This is a genomic window from Methanofollis fontis (genome assembly GCF_004297185.1).
GTDB lineage: Archaea > Halobacteriota > Methanomicrobia > Methanomicrobiales > Methanofollaceae > Methanofollis > Methanofollis fontis.
Window position 1 is genome coordinate 1 of the sequence record NZ_PGCL01000003.1, and the last position, 18,120, is coordinate 18,120.

At 63.1% G+C, this 18,120-nt stretch carries 18 protein-coding genes and 1 other RNA gene; 5 read left to right on the forward strand and 14 right to left on the reverse strand.

The genetic code is table 11. From position 1 onward, the window contains the following. Positions 1-95 precede the first annotated feature (95 nt). Together CUJ86_RS06930 and CUJ86_RS06935 are read right to left on the reverse strand one after the other, a co-directional pair. Positions 96-632, reverse strand: a complete 537-nt coding sequence (locus tag CUJ86_RS06930; protein ID WP_130646854.1) for an aldehyde dehydrogenase family protein — start codon at positions 630-632, stop codon at positions 96-98. A 12-nt stretch (positions 633-644) separates the two neighbouring features. Beyond that, entirely contained in the window at positions 645-1,958 is a 1,314-nt protein-coding gene (locus tag CUJ86_RS06935) for an acetyl ornithine aminotransferase family protein (protein ID WP_130646855.1), read from the reverse strand. A 106-nt stretch (positions 1,959-2,064) separates the two neighbouring features. Here CUJ86_RS06935 and CUJ86_RS06940 point away from each other — a divergent pair, with 106 nt between their 5' ends. Next, positions 2,065-3,177 carry an aminotransferase class I/II-fold pyridoxal phosphate-dependent enzyme gene (locus CUJ86_RS06940; RefSeq protein WP_130646856.1) on the forward strand — a complete coding sequence of 371 codons (1,113 nt, stop codon included), beginning with the start codon at positions 2,065-2,067 and terminating at the stop codon, positions 3,175-3,177. A 19-nt stretch (positions 3,178-3,196) separates the two neighbouring features. Here CUJ86_RS06940 and CUJ86_RS06945 read toward each other — a convergent pair whose 3' ends face one another. Then, entirely contained in the window at positions 3,197-3,682 is a 486-nt protein-coding gene (locus tag CUJ86_RS06945; RefSeq protein ID WP_130646857.1) for a universal stress protein, read from the reverse strand. A gap of 45 nt (positions 3,683-3,727) precedes the next feature. Next, positions 3,728-4,645, reverse strand: coding sequence for a flavodoxin family protein (locus tag CUJ86_RS06950; protein WP_130646858.1), 918 nt, complete (start codon positions 4,643-4,645; stop codon positions 3,728-3,730). Between the two features lie 127 nt (positions 4,646-4,772). Here CUJ86_RS06950 and codB point away from each other — a divergent pair, with 127 nt between their 5' ends. Further along, positions 4,773-6,035 carry a cytosine permease gene (gene codB, locus CUJ86_RS06955; protein WP_130646859.1) on the forward strand — a complete coding sequence of 421 codons (1,263 nt, stop codon included), beginning with the start codon at positions 4,773-4,775 and terminating at the stop codon, positions 6,033-6,035. A gap of 5 nt (positions 6,036-6,040) precedes the next feature. On the opposite strand, the gene CUJ86_RS06960 is transcribed toward codB, so the two are convergent. Next, positions 6,041-7,117: an NAD(P)/FAD-dependent oxidoreductase gene (locus tag CUJ86_RS06960; protein ID WP_165394817.1), complete on the reverse strand. Its 1,077-nt coding sequence runs from the start codon at positions 7,115-7,117 to the stop codon at positions 6,041-6,043. Between the two features lie 117 nt (positions 7,118-7,234). Between CUJ86_RS06960 and CUJ86_RS06965 the strand changes: the two genes are divergently transcribed. Further along, positions 7,235-8,512, forward strand: a complete 1,278-nt coding sequence (locus CUJ86_RS06965) for a hypothetical protein (RefSeq protein ID WP_165394818.1) — start codon at positions 7,235-7,237, stop codon at positions 8,510-8,512. A gap of 476 nt (positions 8,513-8,988) precedes the next feature. On the opposite strand, the gene CUJ86_RS06970 is transcribed toward CUJ86_RS06965, so the two are convergent. Genes CUJ86_RS06970 through CUJ86_RS06995 form a run of 6 tightly spaced genes read right to left on the reverse strand, consistent with a single transcriptional unit; the run spans position 8,989 to position 15,362 of the window. Continuing rightward, a complete protein-coding gene (locus CUJ86_RS06970) occupies positions 8,989-9,510 on the reverse strand; it encodes a class I SAM-dependent methyltransferase (protein WP_130646862.1) in 522 nt (173 codons plus the stop codon). Next, positions 9,507-10,835, reverse strand: a complete 1,329-nt coding sequence (gene gltA, locus CUJ86_RS06975) for an NADPH-dependent glutamate synthase (RefSeq protein WP_130646863.1) — start codon at positions 10,833-10,835, stop codon at positions 9,507-9,509. The genes CUJ86_RS06970 and gltA overlap by 4 nt, the downstream gene beginning before the upstream one ends. Continuing rightward, entirely contained in the window at positions 10,835-11,677 is an 843-nt protein-coding gene (locus CUJ86_RS06980; protein ID WP_130646864.1) for a sulfide/dihydroorotate dehydrogenase-like FAD/NAD-binding protein, read from the reverse strand. Before CUJ86_RS06980 ends, gltA begins: the two co-directional genes overlap by 1 nt. A gap of 36 nt (positions 11,678-11,713) precedes the next feature. After that, positions 11,714-13,354, reverse strand: coding sequence for an archaeosine synthase subunit alpha (arcS, locus tag CUJ86_RS06985; RefSeq protein ID WP_130646865.1), 1,641 nt, complete (start codon positions 13,352-13,354; stop codon positions 11,714-11,716). After that, positions 13,338-14,795 (reverse strand): tRNA guanosine(15) transglycosylase TgtA, encoded by a 1,458-nt coding sequence (gene tgtA, locus CUJ86_RS06990; RefSeq protein ID WP_130646866.1) that lies wholly within the window; start codon positions 14,793-14,795, stop codon positions 13,338-13,340. The genes arcS and tgtA overlap by 17 nt, the downstream gene beginning before the upstream one ends. Continuing rightward, positions 14,796-15,362, reverse strand: a complete 567-nt coding sequence (locus tag CUJ86_RS06995; protein ID WP_130646867.1) for a TIGR00296 family protein — start codon at positions 15,360-15,362, stop codon at positions 14,796-14,798. Between the two features lie 36 nt (positions 15,363-15,398). Between CUJ86_RS06995 and rnpB the strand changes: the two genes are divergently transcribed. Then, positions 15,399-15,732: RNase P RNA component (rnpB, locus tag CUJ86_RS07000), an RNA gene on the forward strand. A gap of 46 nt (positions 15,733-15,778) precedes the next feature. Here the strand turns inward: rnpB and CUJ86_RS07005 are convergent. Next, complete coding sequence (locus CUJ86_RS07005) at positions 15,779-16,258, reverse strand: trypco2 family protein (protein WP_130646868.1); 480 nt, start codon at positions 16,256-16,258, stop codon at positions 15,779-15,781. A gap of 123 nt (positions 16,259-16,381) precedes the next feature. On the opposite strand from CUJ86_RS07005, the gene CUJ86_RS07010 reads away from it, so the two are divergent. After that, positions 16,382-16,936, forward strand: a complete 555-nt coding sequence (locus CUJ86_RS07010; RefSeq protein ID WP_130646869.1) for a CBS domain-containing protein — start codon at positions 16,382-16,384, stop codon at positions 16,934-16,936. Here CUJ86_RS07010 and tpiA read toward each other — a convergent pair. Continuing rightward, complete coding sequence (gene tpiA, locus CUJ86_RS07015) at positions 16,933-17,601, reverse strand: triose-phosphate isomerase (RefSeq protein ID WP_130646870.1); 669 nt, start codon at positions 17,599-17,601, stop codon at positions 16,933-16,935. The two genes, CUJ86_RS07010 and tpiA, sit on opposite strands and share 4 nt — an antisense overlap. Positions 17,602-17,603: 2 nt before the next feature. Further along, positions 17,604-18,083, reverse strand: a complete 480-nt coding sequence (locus CUJ86_RS07020; RefSeq protein WP_130646871.1) for a multiprotein bridging factor aMBF1 — start codon at positions 18,081-18,083, stop codon at positions 17,604-17,606. Between the last annotated feature and the right edge of the window lie 37 nt (positions 18,084-18,120).

Genomic DNA, 18,120 nt, shown 5'->3' on the forward strand with positions numbered 1-18,120 from the left:
CACCGTGGAGGATGGGGATGTCATGGTCGACGGGGCGCGGGTGGTGGTCACCGATATCGAGGCCTCGAACGGCGTGATCCATGTGATCGATGCCGTCATGCTCCCGCCGACCTGTCACCTGACGGTCTCATCACGCTCCGGCTCCTGCCGGCCCGGCCCGATCCCATCGGGACGGTGAAATGATCGCTCTGCTCATACACCGAGCAGTGGTAGCGGATCAGGTCGATCGCCTCCCCCACCTCGGCCACCGCCTCGGTCCTGGTCTTCCCGGCCTCCAGGGTGATCAGGGCGGCCAGAGAGTACATCTCTTCCTGGAGCCGGTCGGCCGCCCGCCGCAGGATCTTCAGGCGTTCGGCCGGGTCGGTGCCGCTCCAGCGGGGGAAGGTGTCCTTCGCCACGCGGATCGCCGCATGGGCCTCCTTCTCCCCCCCGCTCTGGAACCGGCCGATCACGATGTCGCGGTCGACCGGGGAGCGCACCTCGAACTCCCCCGTGGGTTCAAACCCCTTCCCCCCGATATAGAGGGGGTGGTGGTGCCCGAGCATGCGTTCGACCGCAGGGAGTGCGACCTCATATGAGGTGTGCATCCCCGCATCCGACTCCAGGGTAACATAGGTGATTTTTCCGTTCATCTCTCTTCCCTCCTATTCCGTGCCGCCGAGAGCGGCGTCCAGGATCTCCAGTCCGCACTCGATCTCCTCTGCCGTGATGATGAGCGGCGGCGAGAAGCGGATCGCCGATTCACCGGCCGGCAGCAATGTCAGCCCCCGCTCGAATGCCCGGACGAGCACACGGTTGCGCTCCTCGTGTGCAGGGACCTTCGTCTCCCGGTCCTGCACCAGTTCTATCGCCGCCATCAGCCCGATCCCCCGCACATCGCCGATGATCGGGTGCCGATCCCGCAGCCTCTGGAGACCGTCGAGCAGGCGCTCGCCGTTTGCCGCCACCCGCTCCCCGAATCCCTCCTGCCGGAGAATCGAGAGCACCGCACGCCCGGCGGCGCAGGCGGCGCAGTTCCCGCCGAAGGTGCTTGCATGAGAACCCGGCGGCCATGTCATCACCTCGTCGGACGCCACCGTCACGCCCAGGGGCAGACCGCCGCCGATCGCCTTGGCGCAGGTGACGATATCCGGGACGATGTCCGAGTGTTCGGATGCCAGAAAGCGTCCGGTCCGATAGCATCCGCTCTGCACCTCATCGGCAACGAGAAGGATGCCGTGTTCGTCGCAGAGGTCCCGGAGTTCCCGCAAGAATGATCGCGGCGGGACGACGTAGCCCCCCTCGCCGAGCACCGGTTCGACAACGATCGCCGCCACCTCCTCGGGCGAGACCTCGGTCCTGAAGATCTCCTCCCTGATATAGGCCAGGGTGTCGAGGGCGCACTCGTCGCTCTCCGGGCAGAGCGGGCGGTAGGGATCAGGATAGGGTGCATGGACCACCGGCAGGAACGGGCCGAAGTGCTTTCTCTGGATCACCTTTGCGGCGGTGAGGGAGAGGGCACCATAGGTGCGCCCGTGAAACCCGCCATAGAACGAGATGAAGTAGTTCCGTTTCGTATGGCGCCGGGCGAGTTTGAGTGCCGCCTCCACGGTCTCGGCGCCGGAGTTGGAGAAGTAGACCCGGTCCAGACCGGGCGGCATCATCTGCACAAGGTCTTCGGCGAAGGCGACCGGCACCTCGGCACAGAAATCAAGAAAGGCGGCATGAGACAGGTTTCCGACCTGCTCCCGCACCGCCTCCACCACCGCCGGATGGTTCCACCCCACATTCATCACGGAAATCCCGGCCGTAAAGTCCAGATAGCGGTTACCGTCGACGTCCCAGAGGTTGGTGCCCTCTGCACGCTTGAGGACGAGCGGGTACTCCCGCACCATCGACTGTGATATCACGCTCGCGTCCCGTTCGAGAACAGCGCGTGCCCCGGGCCCGGGCGGCGGCACCTGCATGAGAGGTTCCATGATAGAGATAATATATCTGATATAAAATGTGGCCCGCCCGGTGGGAAGATCGATCTCCCCGTCAATCTACGGAATTCTTAATGCCCTGACGGACACACAATTTCTCATGGATCTGCCTCCATTCAGGCTTGAACGCTATCTGGCAGAGTATGAGTTCCGTGCACCCCATCTCCTCTGCACATCGGACTGCCAGTCGATATCGGTCGGCGACCTGCTCGCCCATGAGGAGGGGGCCGGTGAGCGGTTCATGAACCACGGCCTCGGCTATACCGAGTCCAGGGGCGCCCCCGACCTGCGGGAGGAGATCGCCGGGCTCTATGATGCCGTCCCCACCTCCGGCATCCTGGTATCGGCCGGTGCCGAGGAGGCGATCTTCCTGTTCATGAACGCACTGCTGGAACCGGGCGACGAGGTCATCGTACAGATGCCGGCCTACCAGTCGCTTCATGAGATCGCCCGCGGCGCCGGTTGCCGGGTCGTCCCCTGGCCCCTCGCCGATGCAACAGGGTGGAGGCCGGATATCGAGCGCCTCAAGGAACGTGTCACCGATCGGACGCGGGCGATCGTGATCAACACCCCCCACAACCCCACCGGATGCCATATGACCCGGGAGGAGTACCTGGCGGTCCGCGACATCGCAGCCGAACGGGATATACACATCTTCTCCGACGAGGTCTACCGTTTCCTGGAGTATGACCCCGCCGGCCGCCTCCCGCCCATGGCCGACATCTATGAAAAAGGGGTTTCTGTTGGGGTGATGTCCAAGGCCTTCGGGCTTGCCGGTCTGCGGATCGGCTGGACGGCCGCACAGGACACCGCCCTCCTCGACCGGATGGCGGCGCTCAAGGACTATACCACCATCTGCTGCAGTGCCCCCTCGGAGTTCCTCTCGGCCGTCGCACTCAGGCACCGGGAGGAGATCGTCGGGAAGAACCTCGCGATCATCGGGGACAACCTTGCACTCCTCGACCGCTTCTTTGCCGGACATGCCGACCTCTTCTCCTGGGTGAGACCGACCGCCGGGGCGATCGCCTTCCCGCGGCTTCTGTCCGGCGGGGCGGAGGGCTTCTGCCGAACCGTAGTCGAGGAGTCCGGTGTGCTCCTCCTTCCCTCATCTGTCTATGACTTTGGCGACAGCCACTTCAGGATCGGGTTTGCGCGTTCGGATATGGGACCGGCCCTGGCGGCCTTCTCCGCATATCTTGAGCAGATCCGCTGAACATTTTTTTTGGGATCGTTCAGGTCTCGCAGCACCCGCCCGGCATCTCCCTGGTCACGATCAGCACCGGCACGTTCGCCTTCCTGAGCACGTCCTCAGAGACCGAACCCACCACCACGCCGGCAAGGTTGCTCCTGCCGTGCGAGCCCATCACGATCAGCGACACTCCCTCCCGTTTTGCCATCGCACAGATCTCCATCGAGGGAAGCCCCTTCGCCACCTCGGTCCTGACCCGCAGACCGGCGTCCCCGATCACCCGGGCGATGCCCTCCAGTTTTTCCCGGGCGTTCTCCCGCATTCTCTTCTCGATCTTCGCATCGTACTCGACCATGCGGTCACCAACAAGCCAGCCGATGCCGGTCGTGACCAGGTCCACGTCCCGGTCGTCCAGCACCGTGATCACCACCACTTCCTCGGTGCCGGCATCCCGCATCTTCCTGACGCACTCGAGCGCCTTATAGGAGCAGTCCGAAAAATCGGTCGGAAACAGGATCTTCCTGAACATCAGTCTATTCCCACCTGAATACAGAGATCACGGGGGCATCGGTGATTAATGATTGGTTTTCCTCTGCAGGGGAGGGCCGGAGCCCCCCTTTCTCGCAAAAAAATCCCTGACCGCCGTTCGCACCCGCTCCTCCAGGCCCTCGACCTCCCCGATCCCGCCGGTCCGGTCCATGCCGTCCGCATAGATCTCCCCGGCACCCCTGATACCCAGGTTCCCGAGACAGGACCGGATCACCTCTCTGAGGCAGGCAAAATTCTCCATGCCGCTTCTCCCGCAGACGGCGCAGAGCAGCGCCGGCGGCAGGGGTCTGCCCCCGAAGAGGTTTTGCCCGGCATGGAGCGCCTGAAAGCGGTCGAGCACCGTCTTCAGTCCGCCGGGAACGGTGCCTGTATAGACCGGCGAACAGATCACGAGCAGGGAGGCGGCCCGGACCGCCCCGATGATCCCGGCCATATCGTCGCGGAATGTGCACAAGCCCGTATTATAGCACCGGTAACACCCGATGCACGGCCTGATCGCCAGATCATCGATATAGATCACCTGCACCGATCTTCCGATCCGCCGCCCCTCGTCCACCACCCAGGACGCATAGATGCTGCAGTTGCCGTCCGGGCGGGGGCTTCCCTGGATCACCACCACGTCGGTGGTGTGGATGGGGGCTGCAAGCGGGGCCGGACGGGTGAGGAGGGGAAGGAAGCGCTCTCTGCTCGTCACCAGCGCCGTCTCCCACTCGTCCATCTTTTTTCGGGCGGCATCGGCGGCATTGAGCGGCACGGTCGGGGAATATTCATAGGTGTTCGTGCGGAACGTGCCGATGACCGCATCCCCGAGCGTCAGTCTGAGGGTGTAGCGGTGCATTCCCGGATACAGGAACGAAAGATCCTCTGAGCTGAGCCTGAGGGCATAGGTGCCCTCCGCCGTCTCGACCTCCCTCTCCTGGATCAGGTCAGGGCCCTCCGCCATGCTGATGAGATGGGGGGCGGGCGGGATATAGCCACCGATAGGATGGAGCGCCCCTCAATCGATCCGGATCAGAATCCTGAAGCATTCTTCACGCCCACTTTCTGTAGAGACAGCAGGACGGGCCCGGATGAGAGGACACCAGCAGGAGATCGTGGAGGATTACCCCCAGTCTCCGGTCCCCTCCCATGCACGCCGGGGTTTTTTCCCGACCTCCGTGATCCTCCTCGGTTTCACCTTCTTTTCGGCCACCATGTGGGGCGGGGGCGCCATCGGTGTCGCCTTCCCCTTCTGGCCGGACCTGATCGCCATCATCGTATTCGGAAACCTTCTACTCGCCGGCTATGTTGCGGGGCTCGCATACGTCTCCCAGCGGAGCGGGCTGAACACGGCGCTCCTGGGGCGCTACTGTTTCGGTCGGATCGGCAGCCGATGGCCCGACCTGGTGCTGGGTTTCACCCAGGTCGGCTGGTATGCATGGGGGACGGCGACGATCGCCATTCTGTTCACCGAACTCCTGAACCTCGAGGCGGGCTGGAGGGCACCGCTCATGATCCTCTTCGGGTTCACCTTCTGCTGGACGGCGTTCATCGGATACCGCGGCCTCGAACGCCTTTCGATGGTCTCCGTCCCCCTGATGTGCGCCCTGATAGTCGTGAGCATGGCGATTGCCACGCGGGACGGGGGAGGAATCGCGGGTATTGCCGCCATCGTGCCGGCGACCACCATGGGTGTCGGGGAAGCGGTGACGATCGTGGTCGGCACCTTCATCTCCGGCGGGACACAGGCGACCAACTGGACGCGCTTCTCAGACACACCGCGCACCGCCGTGGGTGCGGCACTGCTCGCCTTTCTGCTCGGAAACGGGCTGATGGTCCTGGTCGGCGCCTATGGCGCTCTCGTCTACGGGGAGAGCGATATCGTCCGGGTGCTCGAGCTCCAGGGCATGCTTGGACTGGGGGTGGCGATGCTCTTCCTGAACCTCTGGACGACGCAGGACAACACCATCTATAACTTCTCGGTGGCCGGCTGCGACCTGGCGCGGACAAACCGGCGCAGGGTGATTACCCTCCTGGGGGCGGCGGTGGGCACGGCGCTGGCCCTGCTGGGGATGTACGACTGGCTTGTTCCCTATATGCAGATGCTCGGCACCGTCATCCCGCCGATCGGCGGGATCATCCTGGCGGATTATTGCTGTGTCCACAGGAGGGGGTATCCGCCATTGGATGAGGCGGACCGGTCCGCCGTCCATCCGACAGGTATTCTGGCATATATTGCAGCATCGGTCATCGCCGCATTCTCCCCCGGCATCCCGCCGCTTAACGGAATCGTCGCCGCGTTCGTGCTCTACTGGATCGGAACCGGGATCATGGCGAACCGGCGTTCACGATGAAAAAATTATTCCGGGGGTGTTGAGCCGCGGGCATAGCGGTCCCTGAGATGGCGTTCGGCGCGGGAATAGAGCATCCGCTGGTAGATATTGAAAGAATGAAATGAATGGAGGTGACTGAGGGGGTCCTGCACCCCCCTCAGTCTCCCGAAGAGATGGTTGTAGTTTTTGACGCCATAGCGGTCCCAGAGATAACGGTTCACGGTCCCTGCCCTCATCAACGGTTCAAATGTCGATGACGCCGCATCGCCATACTCGAATCCTTCTATGATGCTCTGTGCCGCACAATACCCGGAACGGACCGCAAACCGGATCCCGAACCCCCACATCGGGTCCTGGAGCCCGGCGGCCTCCCCGGCAAACCGGCAGGTTCCGTCCATAAACCGCCTTTCGGTCATGTAACTGCCGACACCGCCGCAGGGGTGCGGGTCACGGATCTCCAGGTCGGTCATCTGTTCGAAGAGGTGCTCTGCCCGTCGGAGGCAGACCGCCACGTCGGAATAGGAGTGCATCAGCACCGTGGCGAGGCACCCGATGCCGTCCATGACGAGGAGGTAGGCATATCCCCCTCTGGACGAGGTCGGGTCGATGAGTCCGATGGCGGTATTCTCCATATCGGTGGTGAAGGTGAACCCCTTTGCCACCGCAAATATCCCCTCGCGTGATGGACCGGTGGCGACAATGTCGGCATCTGCTGGGGGAATCGACCGGGAAAAATGGATATTTGCGCCGGCGTCTGTTGCCTGACGGAGCAGGGAGAGGTCGAGGCTCCCTTCATAGGGGCCGCGTCTGAGGAGATAGAATGCCGGTCGGGCACAGGAGAAGCGGAGCACCTCCTCAGCGTTCGAGATCAAGAGGTCGGTGTAGGGGGCGTGATCGAAATCGGTCTCGATCCCCATCTCCCCGAGTTCGTCCAGGATGTCGGTGGTCCTCGACCAGTTTTCAAGCCCCTGGAGGTCGCCGGAGAAGCGGGTTCCGACACCGTTCCGCTGTTCCATGACCTCGACATCAAACCCGGCGCGGGCAAGGGTGATCGCCGCCGTCAGACCCGCCGGTCCGGCACCGAGGATGCGCACCGTTTCCATGCCTGAACCGGTCATCCCGGAGGATATTAAAAATACCGTGTCCCCGACCGCCGGAGTTAACCATGAAGGAGGACCACTACTCTGCAGAGTGGTCCGCTCGACCACAGGGGAAACACTATGCAGATAGGTGAAGGCTGGATGAACGGATATCTGAAATGGGCGATCTCTCTGGTATTGATCAGCGCCATGCTGGTGGGGGCCGGCGGGGCGGCACCCATTTCGCCCATGGAGCAATGGAACGCCACCTTCAATGAAGGTACATTCACCGATTTTTTTGCGGTCGAGGGGACCGATGACGGCGGATATCTGCTCGGCGGATTCGGTTACGGTGTTGAGGATGACAGCGCCGTGCTGATCAGGACCGATGGGTCCGGTGCTGTGGAGTGGACGGTGCGAATGGGCGGCGACAGCGTTGCGGCGCTTGCCCCCCTGGACGGAGATGCATATGCAGTGGCGACCTATTCCGTCGACGGCGGTTTTCTCTCCAACTCCGACCCGGCCAATGCCACCGGTCTCTCCCATCTCTCCCTGATCGGACCCGACGGCACCACCGTCTGGGACCAGACCCTTGAAGGAAAGCGGGTGACTGATGTTGCCGCCCTCCCGGACGGGAGTATTGCCGTGACCGGGTGGGTATGGAACCCGGGCAACGGTGTCGGTGCCTTCCTGGCCCTCTATGACGGTTCGGGCACGGAGACCTGGACGCGGACCTATGATGCGGGCGCCGCCCGGACGCTTGCACCCGCACCGGACGGGTCGCTGTATATCGGCGGCACGCTCGGTGTGCTGGACGACCCCCCCTGCACCTCATGGATCATGCGGACCGACAGCACCGGCAATTCGCTCTGGACGCACGAACTTCCTGACCGCAGTCTCTTCACATCTCTCCATTCTGATGATGGGTGTCTGCTCTCCGGATCGATGAGCGGACCCCAGGATATAAATGGTACCACCATGCTCCTGACCACCGCATGGGCGGCGGAGATCGACGATGCAGGAGACCTCATATGGGAGACCGACCTGCCGGGCGTCGAGATGAACAGCGCTGCCACCCTCCCGGGCACCGGGTATATCCTTGCAGGGCGCTGGGGGGACTCGCCGCAGGTGCAGATCATCGACGGAAACGGCGCCGTCCTCGGCGGCGAGGTCTGGGACGGATGGGACGGACGTTTCAGTGCCATTTTCGCCACCCAGGACGGCGGCGCCGTCACCACAGGATGGTCGCGGATGAGCGGTGCCGTAGAGGGATGGGCGGTCTCCCTCGCCGGACTTTCACCTTCGGCCACGACACCTGAATCACCCGCGCCGACGGCAACACCCGGATTTCTGATAATCTCCGCCGGTGCGGCCATCGCCATTGCCCCTCTCCTGCACAGGGGGCTGCGGCGGAGATAGGGGCGGTGCCTTAGAGACACCACCACTCTTTTCTGGAAGGTATTGAAAGGGGTCTGCCGGAAACGACTGTCTGCCGGCGATGCTCCGACCGGGAGGGGAGACCCCTCCCTGACCCACCCCCTGATGCGATATGGCCTGGACTGGTAACACATAAGGCGAACAATGAGTTCCCCCGAGCCATATCGCCTCATATGAATGTCTATATCCCTCTTCTTCGAAACTCGATCAGGGCTGAACCTGCATTGCCTGGATAGATTTCCCCTACCGCCGGAGGGAGAACCTCATGGGCTCAAATCGATCCCTTCGTCCGGTTTTGCTATTCTGTGTGATCGGGAGGTCATGGACGGCGGGGGCGCACCGGTGCCTGGAATGTGCGCCCATGAAAGGGCGAAGTGTTGTTCGATACGGTGGCAGACGTCCGGTAATCCTGCACTGTATGGGTTATTCGCCCCGGACCCGGGGACGCGAAAAAAAGATCAGCGCCGGTCGATCACATACACCACCATCGAATCGAGGCGGTGGATGGCGACCTTCCCGGCACCTGCAAGGAGGGACTCAAGATCAGAAAGATCGACAGGGCTGTAGCGTTCGTCGCCCCCGTGTATCTCCTGAAATCCCTCAGGCGTATATTCGGCCACAACAAAGCGTTCATAGGAGACGCGGGCAAGTTCGCGGATCACCTGCTCCCGCAGATCTCCCGGAACATGGTGGAGGGCGCCGAAACAGATCCCGATGTCAAAGGCGTCCTTGCAGTAGGGGAGATCTGAGGCGTCACCCTCCTCAAAGCTGATCTTCTCCCCGACACCTGCCGCCTCCGCCTCTGCCTCGAACTCGCGTAGTTTCACCGTGTCGATATCGACGGAGGTGACAAAACACTCATACTCCTGTGCGGCAAGGATGGCCAATGGGCCGGCCCCGATATCCAGGATCTCCTTGTCGTTGACGCCGGCCAGACCGAGAACGGCCTTTCGTTCTTCCATATTTTCGTATTCTTTCATTCTCTCCTCAGGTGCCTGTCGATGGCGGCAGCGGCTTTCTTGGCCGAACCCATCGCCCAGATGACGGTTGCCGCCCCGGTGGCGACGTCCCCGCCTGCATACACTCCGTCGATCGTGGTCATGCCATCGTCGTCCACGACCACATTCCCGCGGCGGGCGCGGTCGAGATGGGGGAGCATGGAGATGAGGAGGGGATTTGGGCCCTGGCCGATTGCCTCGATGAAGACATCTGCCTCGATCACGAAGTTGCTCCCTTCAATACATGATGGTTTCGGCCGACCGCTCTCATCGAGATCGCACATCTCCATCTGCACACACTCGACACCTTCGACGGTTTTCTCGCCGATGACCCGGACCGGGTTTGCACAGCAGACGAACTGCACCCCCTCGGCGACCGCATTCGCCACCTCGACGGCGCGGGCCGGCAGGTCTTCCTTCCGGCGGCGGTAGACGAGCGTCACCTCGCCGCCGAGACGGCGGGCCACACGCGCCGCATCCATCGCCACGTTCCCGCCGCCGACGACGACCACGCGGCAGCCGCGTTTCACCGGCGTATCGAACTCAGGGAAGCAGTCGGCGTGCATCAGGTTCACACGGGTCAGGAACTCGTTAGCCGAATACACCCCGTTGAGGTTCTCCCCCTCGATATCCATGAAATAGGGCAGACCCGCCCCGGTGCCCAGGAAGACGGCGTCATAGGAGAGGAGTTCGTCGGTCGAGACGCTCCTGCCGACGAGGTGATTGAGCCTGATCTCCACGCCCAGCGCCTTCACCTGCTCGATCTCGGCGCGGACGATATCCTTGGGCAACCGGAAGTTGGGGATGCCGTAGGTCAGCACCCCGCCCGCCTCGTGCAATGACTCAAACACCGTCACGGTATGCCCGAGTCTTGCCAGTTCTGCGGCGGCGGTCAGGCCCGCCGGTCCCGATCCCACGACGGCGACGCGTTTGCCGCTCGGCGGGGCGATCTCGGGAAGGGTCATGCCGTGCTTGCGCTCCCAATCGGCGACGAACCGCTCGAGGGCGCCGATGGCCACGGGCTTCTCCTTCTTTGCAAGGATACAGGCGCCCTCGCACTGACTCTCCTGCGGACAGACGCGGCCGCAGATCGCCGGGAGCATATTGTCCTTCTTGAGGGTGGCCGCCGCCCCTGCAAAGTCCCGCTCGGCGATCTGCTGGATGAAGGCCGGGATATCGATGCAGACCGGACACCCCTTCATACAGGTCGGGCGGACACAGTTCATGCACCTGAGGGCTTCAAAAACGGCGTTCTCCTCGGAAAGCCCCCTGTTCACCTCGGAAAAATCCTTCACGCTGCCGCTCATCAGTGGTCGCCCCCGCAGCACCCGCACCCGCCATGATGGTAGTGCTCGAGCGAGGCCTTCTCCTCATCCGTATAGGTCCGCTGCCTGGACATCAGTTCGTCGAAATCCACCTGATGGGCGTCGAACTCCGGACCGTCGACACAGGCGAACTTTGTCTCCCCGCCGACCGTCACCCGGCACGACCCGCACATCCCGGTGCCGTCGACCATGATCGGGTTCAAGGAGACGAAGGTCTTCACGCCGTAGGGCCGCGTCACCGCCGATGTGACCTTCATCATAATGGCCGGACCGACGATCCAGACACAGTCGAGTTTTTGATTCTTGCAGAGTTCGTCCAGAACCGTGCTCGCAAAACCGTGGACGCCCTTGCTGCCGTCATCGGTCGTGATAAAGAGTTCGTCGCAGATCTCCGTCATCTCGTCCTCGAGGATGAGGAAGTCCTTGTTCCGCGCCCCGATGATCCCGATGACATGGTTCCCCGCCTCCTTTGCCTCGCGGGCGATGATGGGGGTGCTCGCGATCCCGACGCCGCCGCCGATGACCACGACCGTGCCGTAGCGCTCGATCTCGCTCGGCGTGCCGAGCGGTCCCACGACATCGGAGATGGCGTCACCCTTCTTCATGGAGGAGAGGTGCTCTGTCGTCTTTCCGACCGCCATAAAGATGATCCGTACCTGATCTCCCCTGACCGCCGATATCGTGAGCGGTACCCGCTCTCCTGTCTCGTCCAGCCTGATGATCAGGAACTGTCCTGCCCGTGCATGCCGCGCCACCTGCGGTGCGGTGATCCACATCTGAAAAACCCTGTCAGCGAGCTGCGTTGCCTCCTCAACCAGATACAAACTCCACCACTCCAATTCGGAACTTCGATTGTTCCATCACGGTTTGTCGTCCGTGCACTTTACTTTACGCACTTTCACAGCAACGCCGCGCCGCGATCGGATCATCTCGGCGGCCCCCATCGCCGCCCGTCCGGTGGCAATGGCCGAGGGACCGACGACAAACACCTCGTCGCCCGCACGGATGCGCGGGTCGGCATCGGTGACGCCCGGGGCGAGCACATCGCCGCGCGGCACGAAGTCGTCGATCTCCACCCGGTAGCCGGAGAGGTGCCGCCACCCCTCGAAGGTGGGTTTGTAGAGGCCGGTGCGGTCGTCGATGTTGAAGAGGATGGTCTTCCCCTTCATCACGGCACGACGACCCGGTTTCCCCTTCACCTGCATCCCCTTCGTCTCGACCTCTTTGGCAAACTGCCAGCCGAGAACGCCTGCCACCGGGGAGGACCGGCCCTTCCGTTCGCCGGCCAGCGCTTCGTCAAGGGCCCGGAGCGAGGCCGGGGAGGTTGGGTGGCCGACAACGGTGCATTCCATTTCGATGCCGCAGATTTCTGCGGCCATCTCGGCGACCTGGAGCGCCCCACCCTCAAGATGGGCGATTATGCGACCGTAGGGGTGGGCCCGGAGATAGCGGACAAGGATGTCGGAGAGGACGGCGCACTCCTCCCGGTCCCAGTACCCGGTCACCGGCACATCATAGTGTCCGGCAGGATAGATCGCCTCGAGTTCGCGGGGCACGACCCCGAGGGGCGAGGTGATGATCACCTCATGAGCGCGCCCGCCGACCGCCGCCACAAAACGCTGATGACTCTGCGATGATGAGTAGGGTTTTCGCGCCGCACACGGCAGGAGCACGGCGATGTCGTTCCGGGGCGGACGATATCGTTCGCAGATGCGTTCGGCAAAGCGCCGGATCTCCGGGCGGTTCAGGGACTCGGCGGAGTTGGCGAGCATCCGCGACGAACGGACGATAGGTGCCGCCGCCTCAGCCATGACATACTCTCGGTCCAGGAAACGCATGACCGAGACGGCAGCGGCGTCCATCCTGCACCGCATCTCCATCAGCTCGCGCATCTGGCCCCGGGCGATGAAGCGGCGGATGGTGGCGCACTCGGCGTTCAGCATGAACCGGTTGTGGAGGGCGAGATCGCCGGACTCGCAGCCCGGACACCCGCATCCGCCCTCACCCGCCTCCTCGACCGGGAACTCACCCTCGGGGGTGCAGAACATCCCCCGCGCCGTCATCAGGTCCACGGCGGTGTAGTCGAAGAGGTCGAATCCCGTATAGGCAAGCAGGCAGGCGTTCGACGGCAGGGCGGCGGCAGGGGCGTAACATGCCGCATCGGGTGCGACATGCCCCCTGAGGGCGGCAAGGTGCTCCACGTACGCCCGTGGGTCTGCCAGCGTCGTATGCCAGTTCGCCACCACGGCGCACCCGCCGGAAACGGCGTCGCCGCCCAGCGGGTGGACGATCGAGGCCTCGCCTGTCATATCAGGCAGATAGGCCTCGACAAAATCCGGATCAGCCGAGAGGGGTACGTTTGCATGCCGGAGATCGGCGAGTTCCGGGAACGCCTCTCCGGCATCCACGGCGCACGGCGTGGCGAGTTTCTGCTCGTTGCAGGAGAACACCCCGCTCCGCGCAAGAGCGTCTCGTGCCTTCACCTCAAACTGTATCGGCATCCAGCACCTCGATATCCGCCAGTTCGGCCCTCACCAGTTCGACCCATCTGCGCGGGGCGAGCACGCTCAGACGACTCTCTGGGTTGGCGTCGGCAAGTCGCCGGATCCCCCGGCACCCGGCCTGCATCATATCCGCGTCCCATTCCGGCACCTCGGACTGCCCGATCGGGAAGGTCTCGGAGAGTCCCACGGGATAGGGGCCGAACGGCGGTTTATAGAGGAGCACGCTGTCATAGCCCTCCAGCACCTTCCCGGTCATCGTCACCAGCACCCTCTCCCCGACAGAGAAACGGCCGATCATATTCTGATACCTGAGCACCTCGGTGCGCCCGCAGCTCTCGGCGCTCTGGTAGAAGAACCGCCGTTTGGAGACGCCGTCCACCCGTTCGAGGTCCACCGCATGGCGCAGGAACTCGCGGTAGCCGTCAAGGAGGCGCGGGTGGGTGCGGCAGCGGATGTCGAGCAGTTCCCAGAGGGTGCCGTCGGTGATCGCCTGCCGGATCCTGGCGATCTCGGCCAGCGTCACATAGAGATTGTGGAGTGCCAGCAGCCGTTCGCGTTCAGGGCTCCGTTTCAGTTCTTCGGCGGTATGGCTCCGGCACACCGAGCAGGGGCAGGGGAGTTCGGAGAGCTCCTCCACCTTCAGGCTGCCGTGGGTCGTGAGATAACGGCCGTCCTTTGCAAACAGGGCATAGGCGGCTGAATCGAAGATGTCGCAGCCCATCGCCGCCCCGAGGGCGAGCATGGCCGGATGGCCCGCACCGAAGAGGTGGACGCAGGTCGAGGGGGAGAGGCCGCGTTTTGCCGCCATCACCACCCGGACGAGATCGCTGTAGCGGTAGGTCTCCATCAGGGGGACGACCGCCCCGACCGGGCAGAAGGAGAAACCGATATCCTGCACCGTCCGGGCGGCATATTCGCGCAGGGCCGGGTAGACGCCGCCCTGCACCGGTCCGGCCAGGTTGGCGTCCGGTCCCAGGAAGGTGTGCCCCTCCCGGATCCGCCCGAGGGTCACGGCCAGTTCCTGCTCGGCGCGCTCCTGATCGGCGTCCGGCGTGGTCGGGATGTCGAGGGGGACGATGATATCCGAGCCGATATCCTTCTGGAACCCGATCGTCTGGAGGTTGGAGATCTCCACCTCGCCATAGACCATCAGCTGGAACGACCCCGAATCGGTCATGATCACGCCGTCGAAGTCCAGCACCGAATGAAGCCCCTCCTGAAGGGCCCGCTCCCGGTAGTCGGCGCTCTTCGAGAAGATGTAGGCGTTGGTGATGATCGCCTCCACCCCCATCTCCTGCATCTCCCGCGGGGTGATCAGGGGGAGGTGGGGGTTCACCACCGGCAGCAGGGCCGGAGTGCGGACGGTCCTCTCACCGACACGGAGACGGCCGATCCTGGCGGCGATATCCTTGTGGAGGACCTCAAACGAGATCGCCATTCAGGCCTCCTCCTCTGAGAAGATCTGCCCCTCGAAGGTGGCGACTGCGACCTCCGGATCAGTCCAGCACCCGGGCGAGAGCCCGGCCTTGAGGCAGGTATGGTCCAGGAACTCTCTCGCATTCCAGTTGTATTCTGTTGCCACCTGCGGGAGGAGAAGTCCGCTCCTCCCCTGACCGGAGAGGATCAGCCCGTGCCGCCCCACCTCGACATGGTCGGCCCGGCGGTCCGGCGCACACTCGAGGGGTTCGGGCACCGAGAGCACCGTCAGGTCGATCCTGATGTCAGGGAGTTCGGCGGGCCGGACCGGCGGGAACCGCGGGTCCTCGCGGGCGGCGGAGAGGGCGGCATGCACGATCCCCTCGCTGAGGGGCATCACCGGATAGGGCAGGCCGATGCAGCCCCTCAGGTCGCCGTCCCGCGTGATCGTGACGAAAACACCGCGTTGTTCCGAAAAAACCGGTGGGAGCGGAGGCAGGGTGAAGGTCTGCCCCCGGAGTTCTGTTTCGAGGGCGGTGCGTGCCAGACGCACGGCGGTTTCGCCCTCATCACGGGTCAGCGCGAACATTAGTGATATATTCAATTGCGCCTATACTATTAAGAGGAGAGGGAGAGTGCGGCCGACGGTGGCCTTCGGGCCGCTGAGGAAAGTCCCCCCACCGACCAGGCACGCAGCCGCATGCAAGTGCGGATGGCGAGAGTCATGGCAATGGCACAGAAACGACACGCCCCGCCGTCAATGATGATACGGCTGAGCCTCCGGGCGAGAAGCGCTGATGTTGCGCGAGTTAACCCGTTGAGTGTAGCGGCGGGAACCGATGAAACGGCGAATCCCTGCGGGTGCAAGCCAGAACAGGGCAGAGGGCGCCTGGGCCTGCCCGGGTATGGCGCGTAGCTGAATGCCGCACCGAACAGAAGGGGGCTTACTCCTCCGACTCCACCATTTTCGAGCATCCTGACAGCCCGGAGCTCCGGCGCCCCGTATCAGCGGGTGAGCAGTGTCATGCGTATCAGATGCGCCCAACCGGCCTCCTGACCGGCACCGGCAAACAGGCGGATATGCCCCGAAACATCGGTGGCAAACTGGAGGATGACCTCTGCATGGTCAAGCAGGAATTCGGGTTTTGTGGCCGGCGCCTCATGCGCGGCGGTGCTGATCACCTCGATCGCACGCACCAGTTCGCTCCCCAGTTCTGATATGCGTTCCACCTGCTCGGGGACGAGCGGTGTCAGCGAGAGATGGATGGTGTTCATCTGCGACCGGGAATACTGGCCGGAGAGTTCGATCGGGATAATCTTCAATCCGATCTCCCCACCCGCAGAGGTGACGAAAGCCGTCATCACCTCAAGGTCCACCCTGCTGATCGTGATGCCGCGTTCGTCCAGTCGGTCCTGGGCTTCAAGAATCGCTGTTTTTACGTCCCTGACCAGATCCACAACCGACATATCATCATTGCTGTTCATATTCACGTCCTCCCCTCCCGCCCGATGCGGGATCCAGCGATTGAGTTGCGTTCTGATATGATAGCCTTTATGCCGCCAGATCGGCGAATATTCTTATCTCCTAAAATCACCTTGAGTAATATAATGTATATCCCAACGCCTGCCGAGCTGAAGGCGAAGCGGATCATGCTCGGACTCAGACAGGCCGATGTCGCCCGAAAGGCCGGGATATCCCAGTCAATGGTGGCGCGGATCGAGTCGGGGACCGTCGATCCCCGGGTGAGCACCCTCAACAAGATCATCCATGTGCTGAAGGTGGCCGAACGCCCGACGATGACTGCCAGAGAGGTGATGCATGCGCCGGTTCACAGCGTTTCCCCGAGGGACGCCATCACGACGGCGGTTGCGATTATGGAGACAGAGGACGTCTCGCAGATCCCGGTGATCGAGAACGGCATCCCGGTCGGGTGCGTGTCAGAATCGGCGATCGTGAACGCCATCGAGCAGATCGGCATCGCCCGGGCGCATACCCGAAAAGTAAAGGATTTCATGGAGTCCGGGTTTCCGACCGTCCCGCCAGACGTCGATATCGAGACGGTCGTTCACCTGCTCCAGCAGCATCACGCCGTGCTCGTCCTCGGCGAGGGGACGGTGCAGGGCGTGATCACCAAGCATGACCTGATAATGCTGATCGTCTAGATCTGCGAGACCAGGTCACGCAGGACCGCGGCGGGGTCCTTCGCCTTGACGACGCCGGATGCGAGAAGCACCCCGTCGGTCCCGAGTTCGAGGGCGATCCGGACGCATTCGCCGGTGCTGATCCCGGCGCCGGTGAGCACCCGCATGCCTGGATTCACGCCCTGTGCTGCCGCCACCGAGCGTTCGATGATGCCCGGATCGGCCTTTGAGACCGATACGCCGGTTCCGATCAGCTCGGGGGGCTCGATCGCCACGTAGTCGGGCGCAAGGGCGGCCGCTGCTGCCGTCGTTGCCTCGTTATTCGTGCAGATCACCGTCCGGAGATCGGATCTTCGTGCGGCCGCAACCGAGGCCTCGATCCCTGCAAGCGTCAGGCGCCGCTCTGAATGGTTGATCAGCGTCCCGGTCGCGCCGGCGGCACGGACCTGCTCGGCGGTCACATGCCCCGTATGGGCGCCGGCTGAAACACCGTCGATGTGCTGGGCATAGAGCGGGAGGTTGAAGCGGGCTGAAAGGGGCTGGAGGTCGGTGGGGGCCGGGGCGACGGCGATCGTCACCCCGCTCTCCGCCCCGACCTCTTCTGCGGCGGCGGCGATGCGGGCCGCACCCTCGCCCATCCCTTCCAGATATGCCTTCAGGTTGACGAGAATCAGTGGGCTGGCCATTTTTATTCCTTCCTGATCTTGATGAGGTCGCCAAACGTAGTCGCCATGCTCCCCCGCTTCTGGGCCTTCACCTCTTCTTCGGTGACGTCGAGGAGTGAGATGCCGAGCGCCTTCTCGATCTTTACCCTGACATCGTCCTCAGGGATCAGGTCGCCCTTCTCGATCTTCTTGATGAGGATCTCCCGCTCCTTGATCTCGTTGGCCAGATCCTTCTGGGTCCAGCTCTTCCCGAGGCGGGCGCGTTTGATCCGCTCGCCGAAGTCGTCGACGATCTCCCCGATCATCATGTCGAAGACATCGCGGCTCCTTCGCTGCGGAGCGGTAGGTGCAGTCGGTACTCTCCGTTTTGGTTCGATCGAACGGGGCTGTGCCACCTCGACGCCCAATCGTGCACATTTCGGGCATACCTGGAGGACCGCACCTTCGATCTGGACTTTTTTCGGGGCGCCACGGATAATCGCCCCACATAATTCGCACTGCATACTACTCGCAAACACATTTAAGTCATTTTATACTATA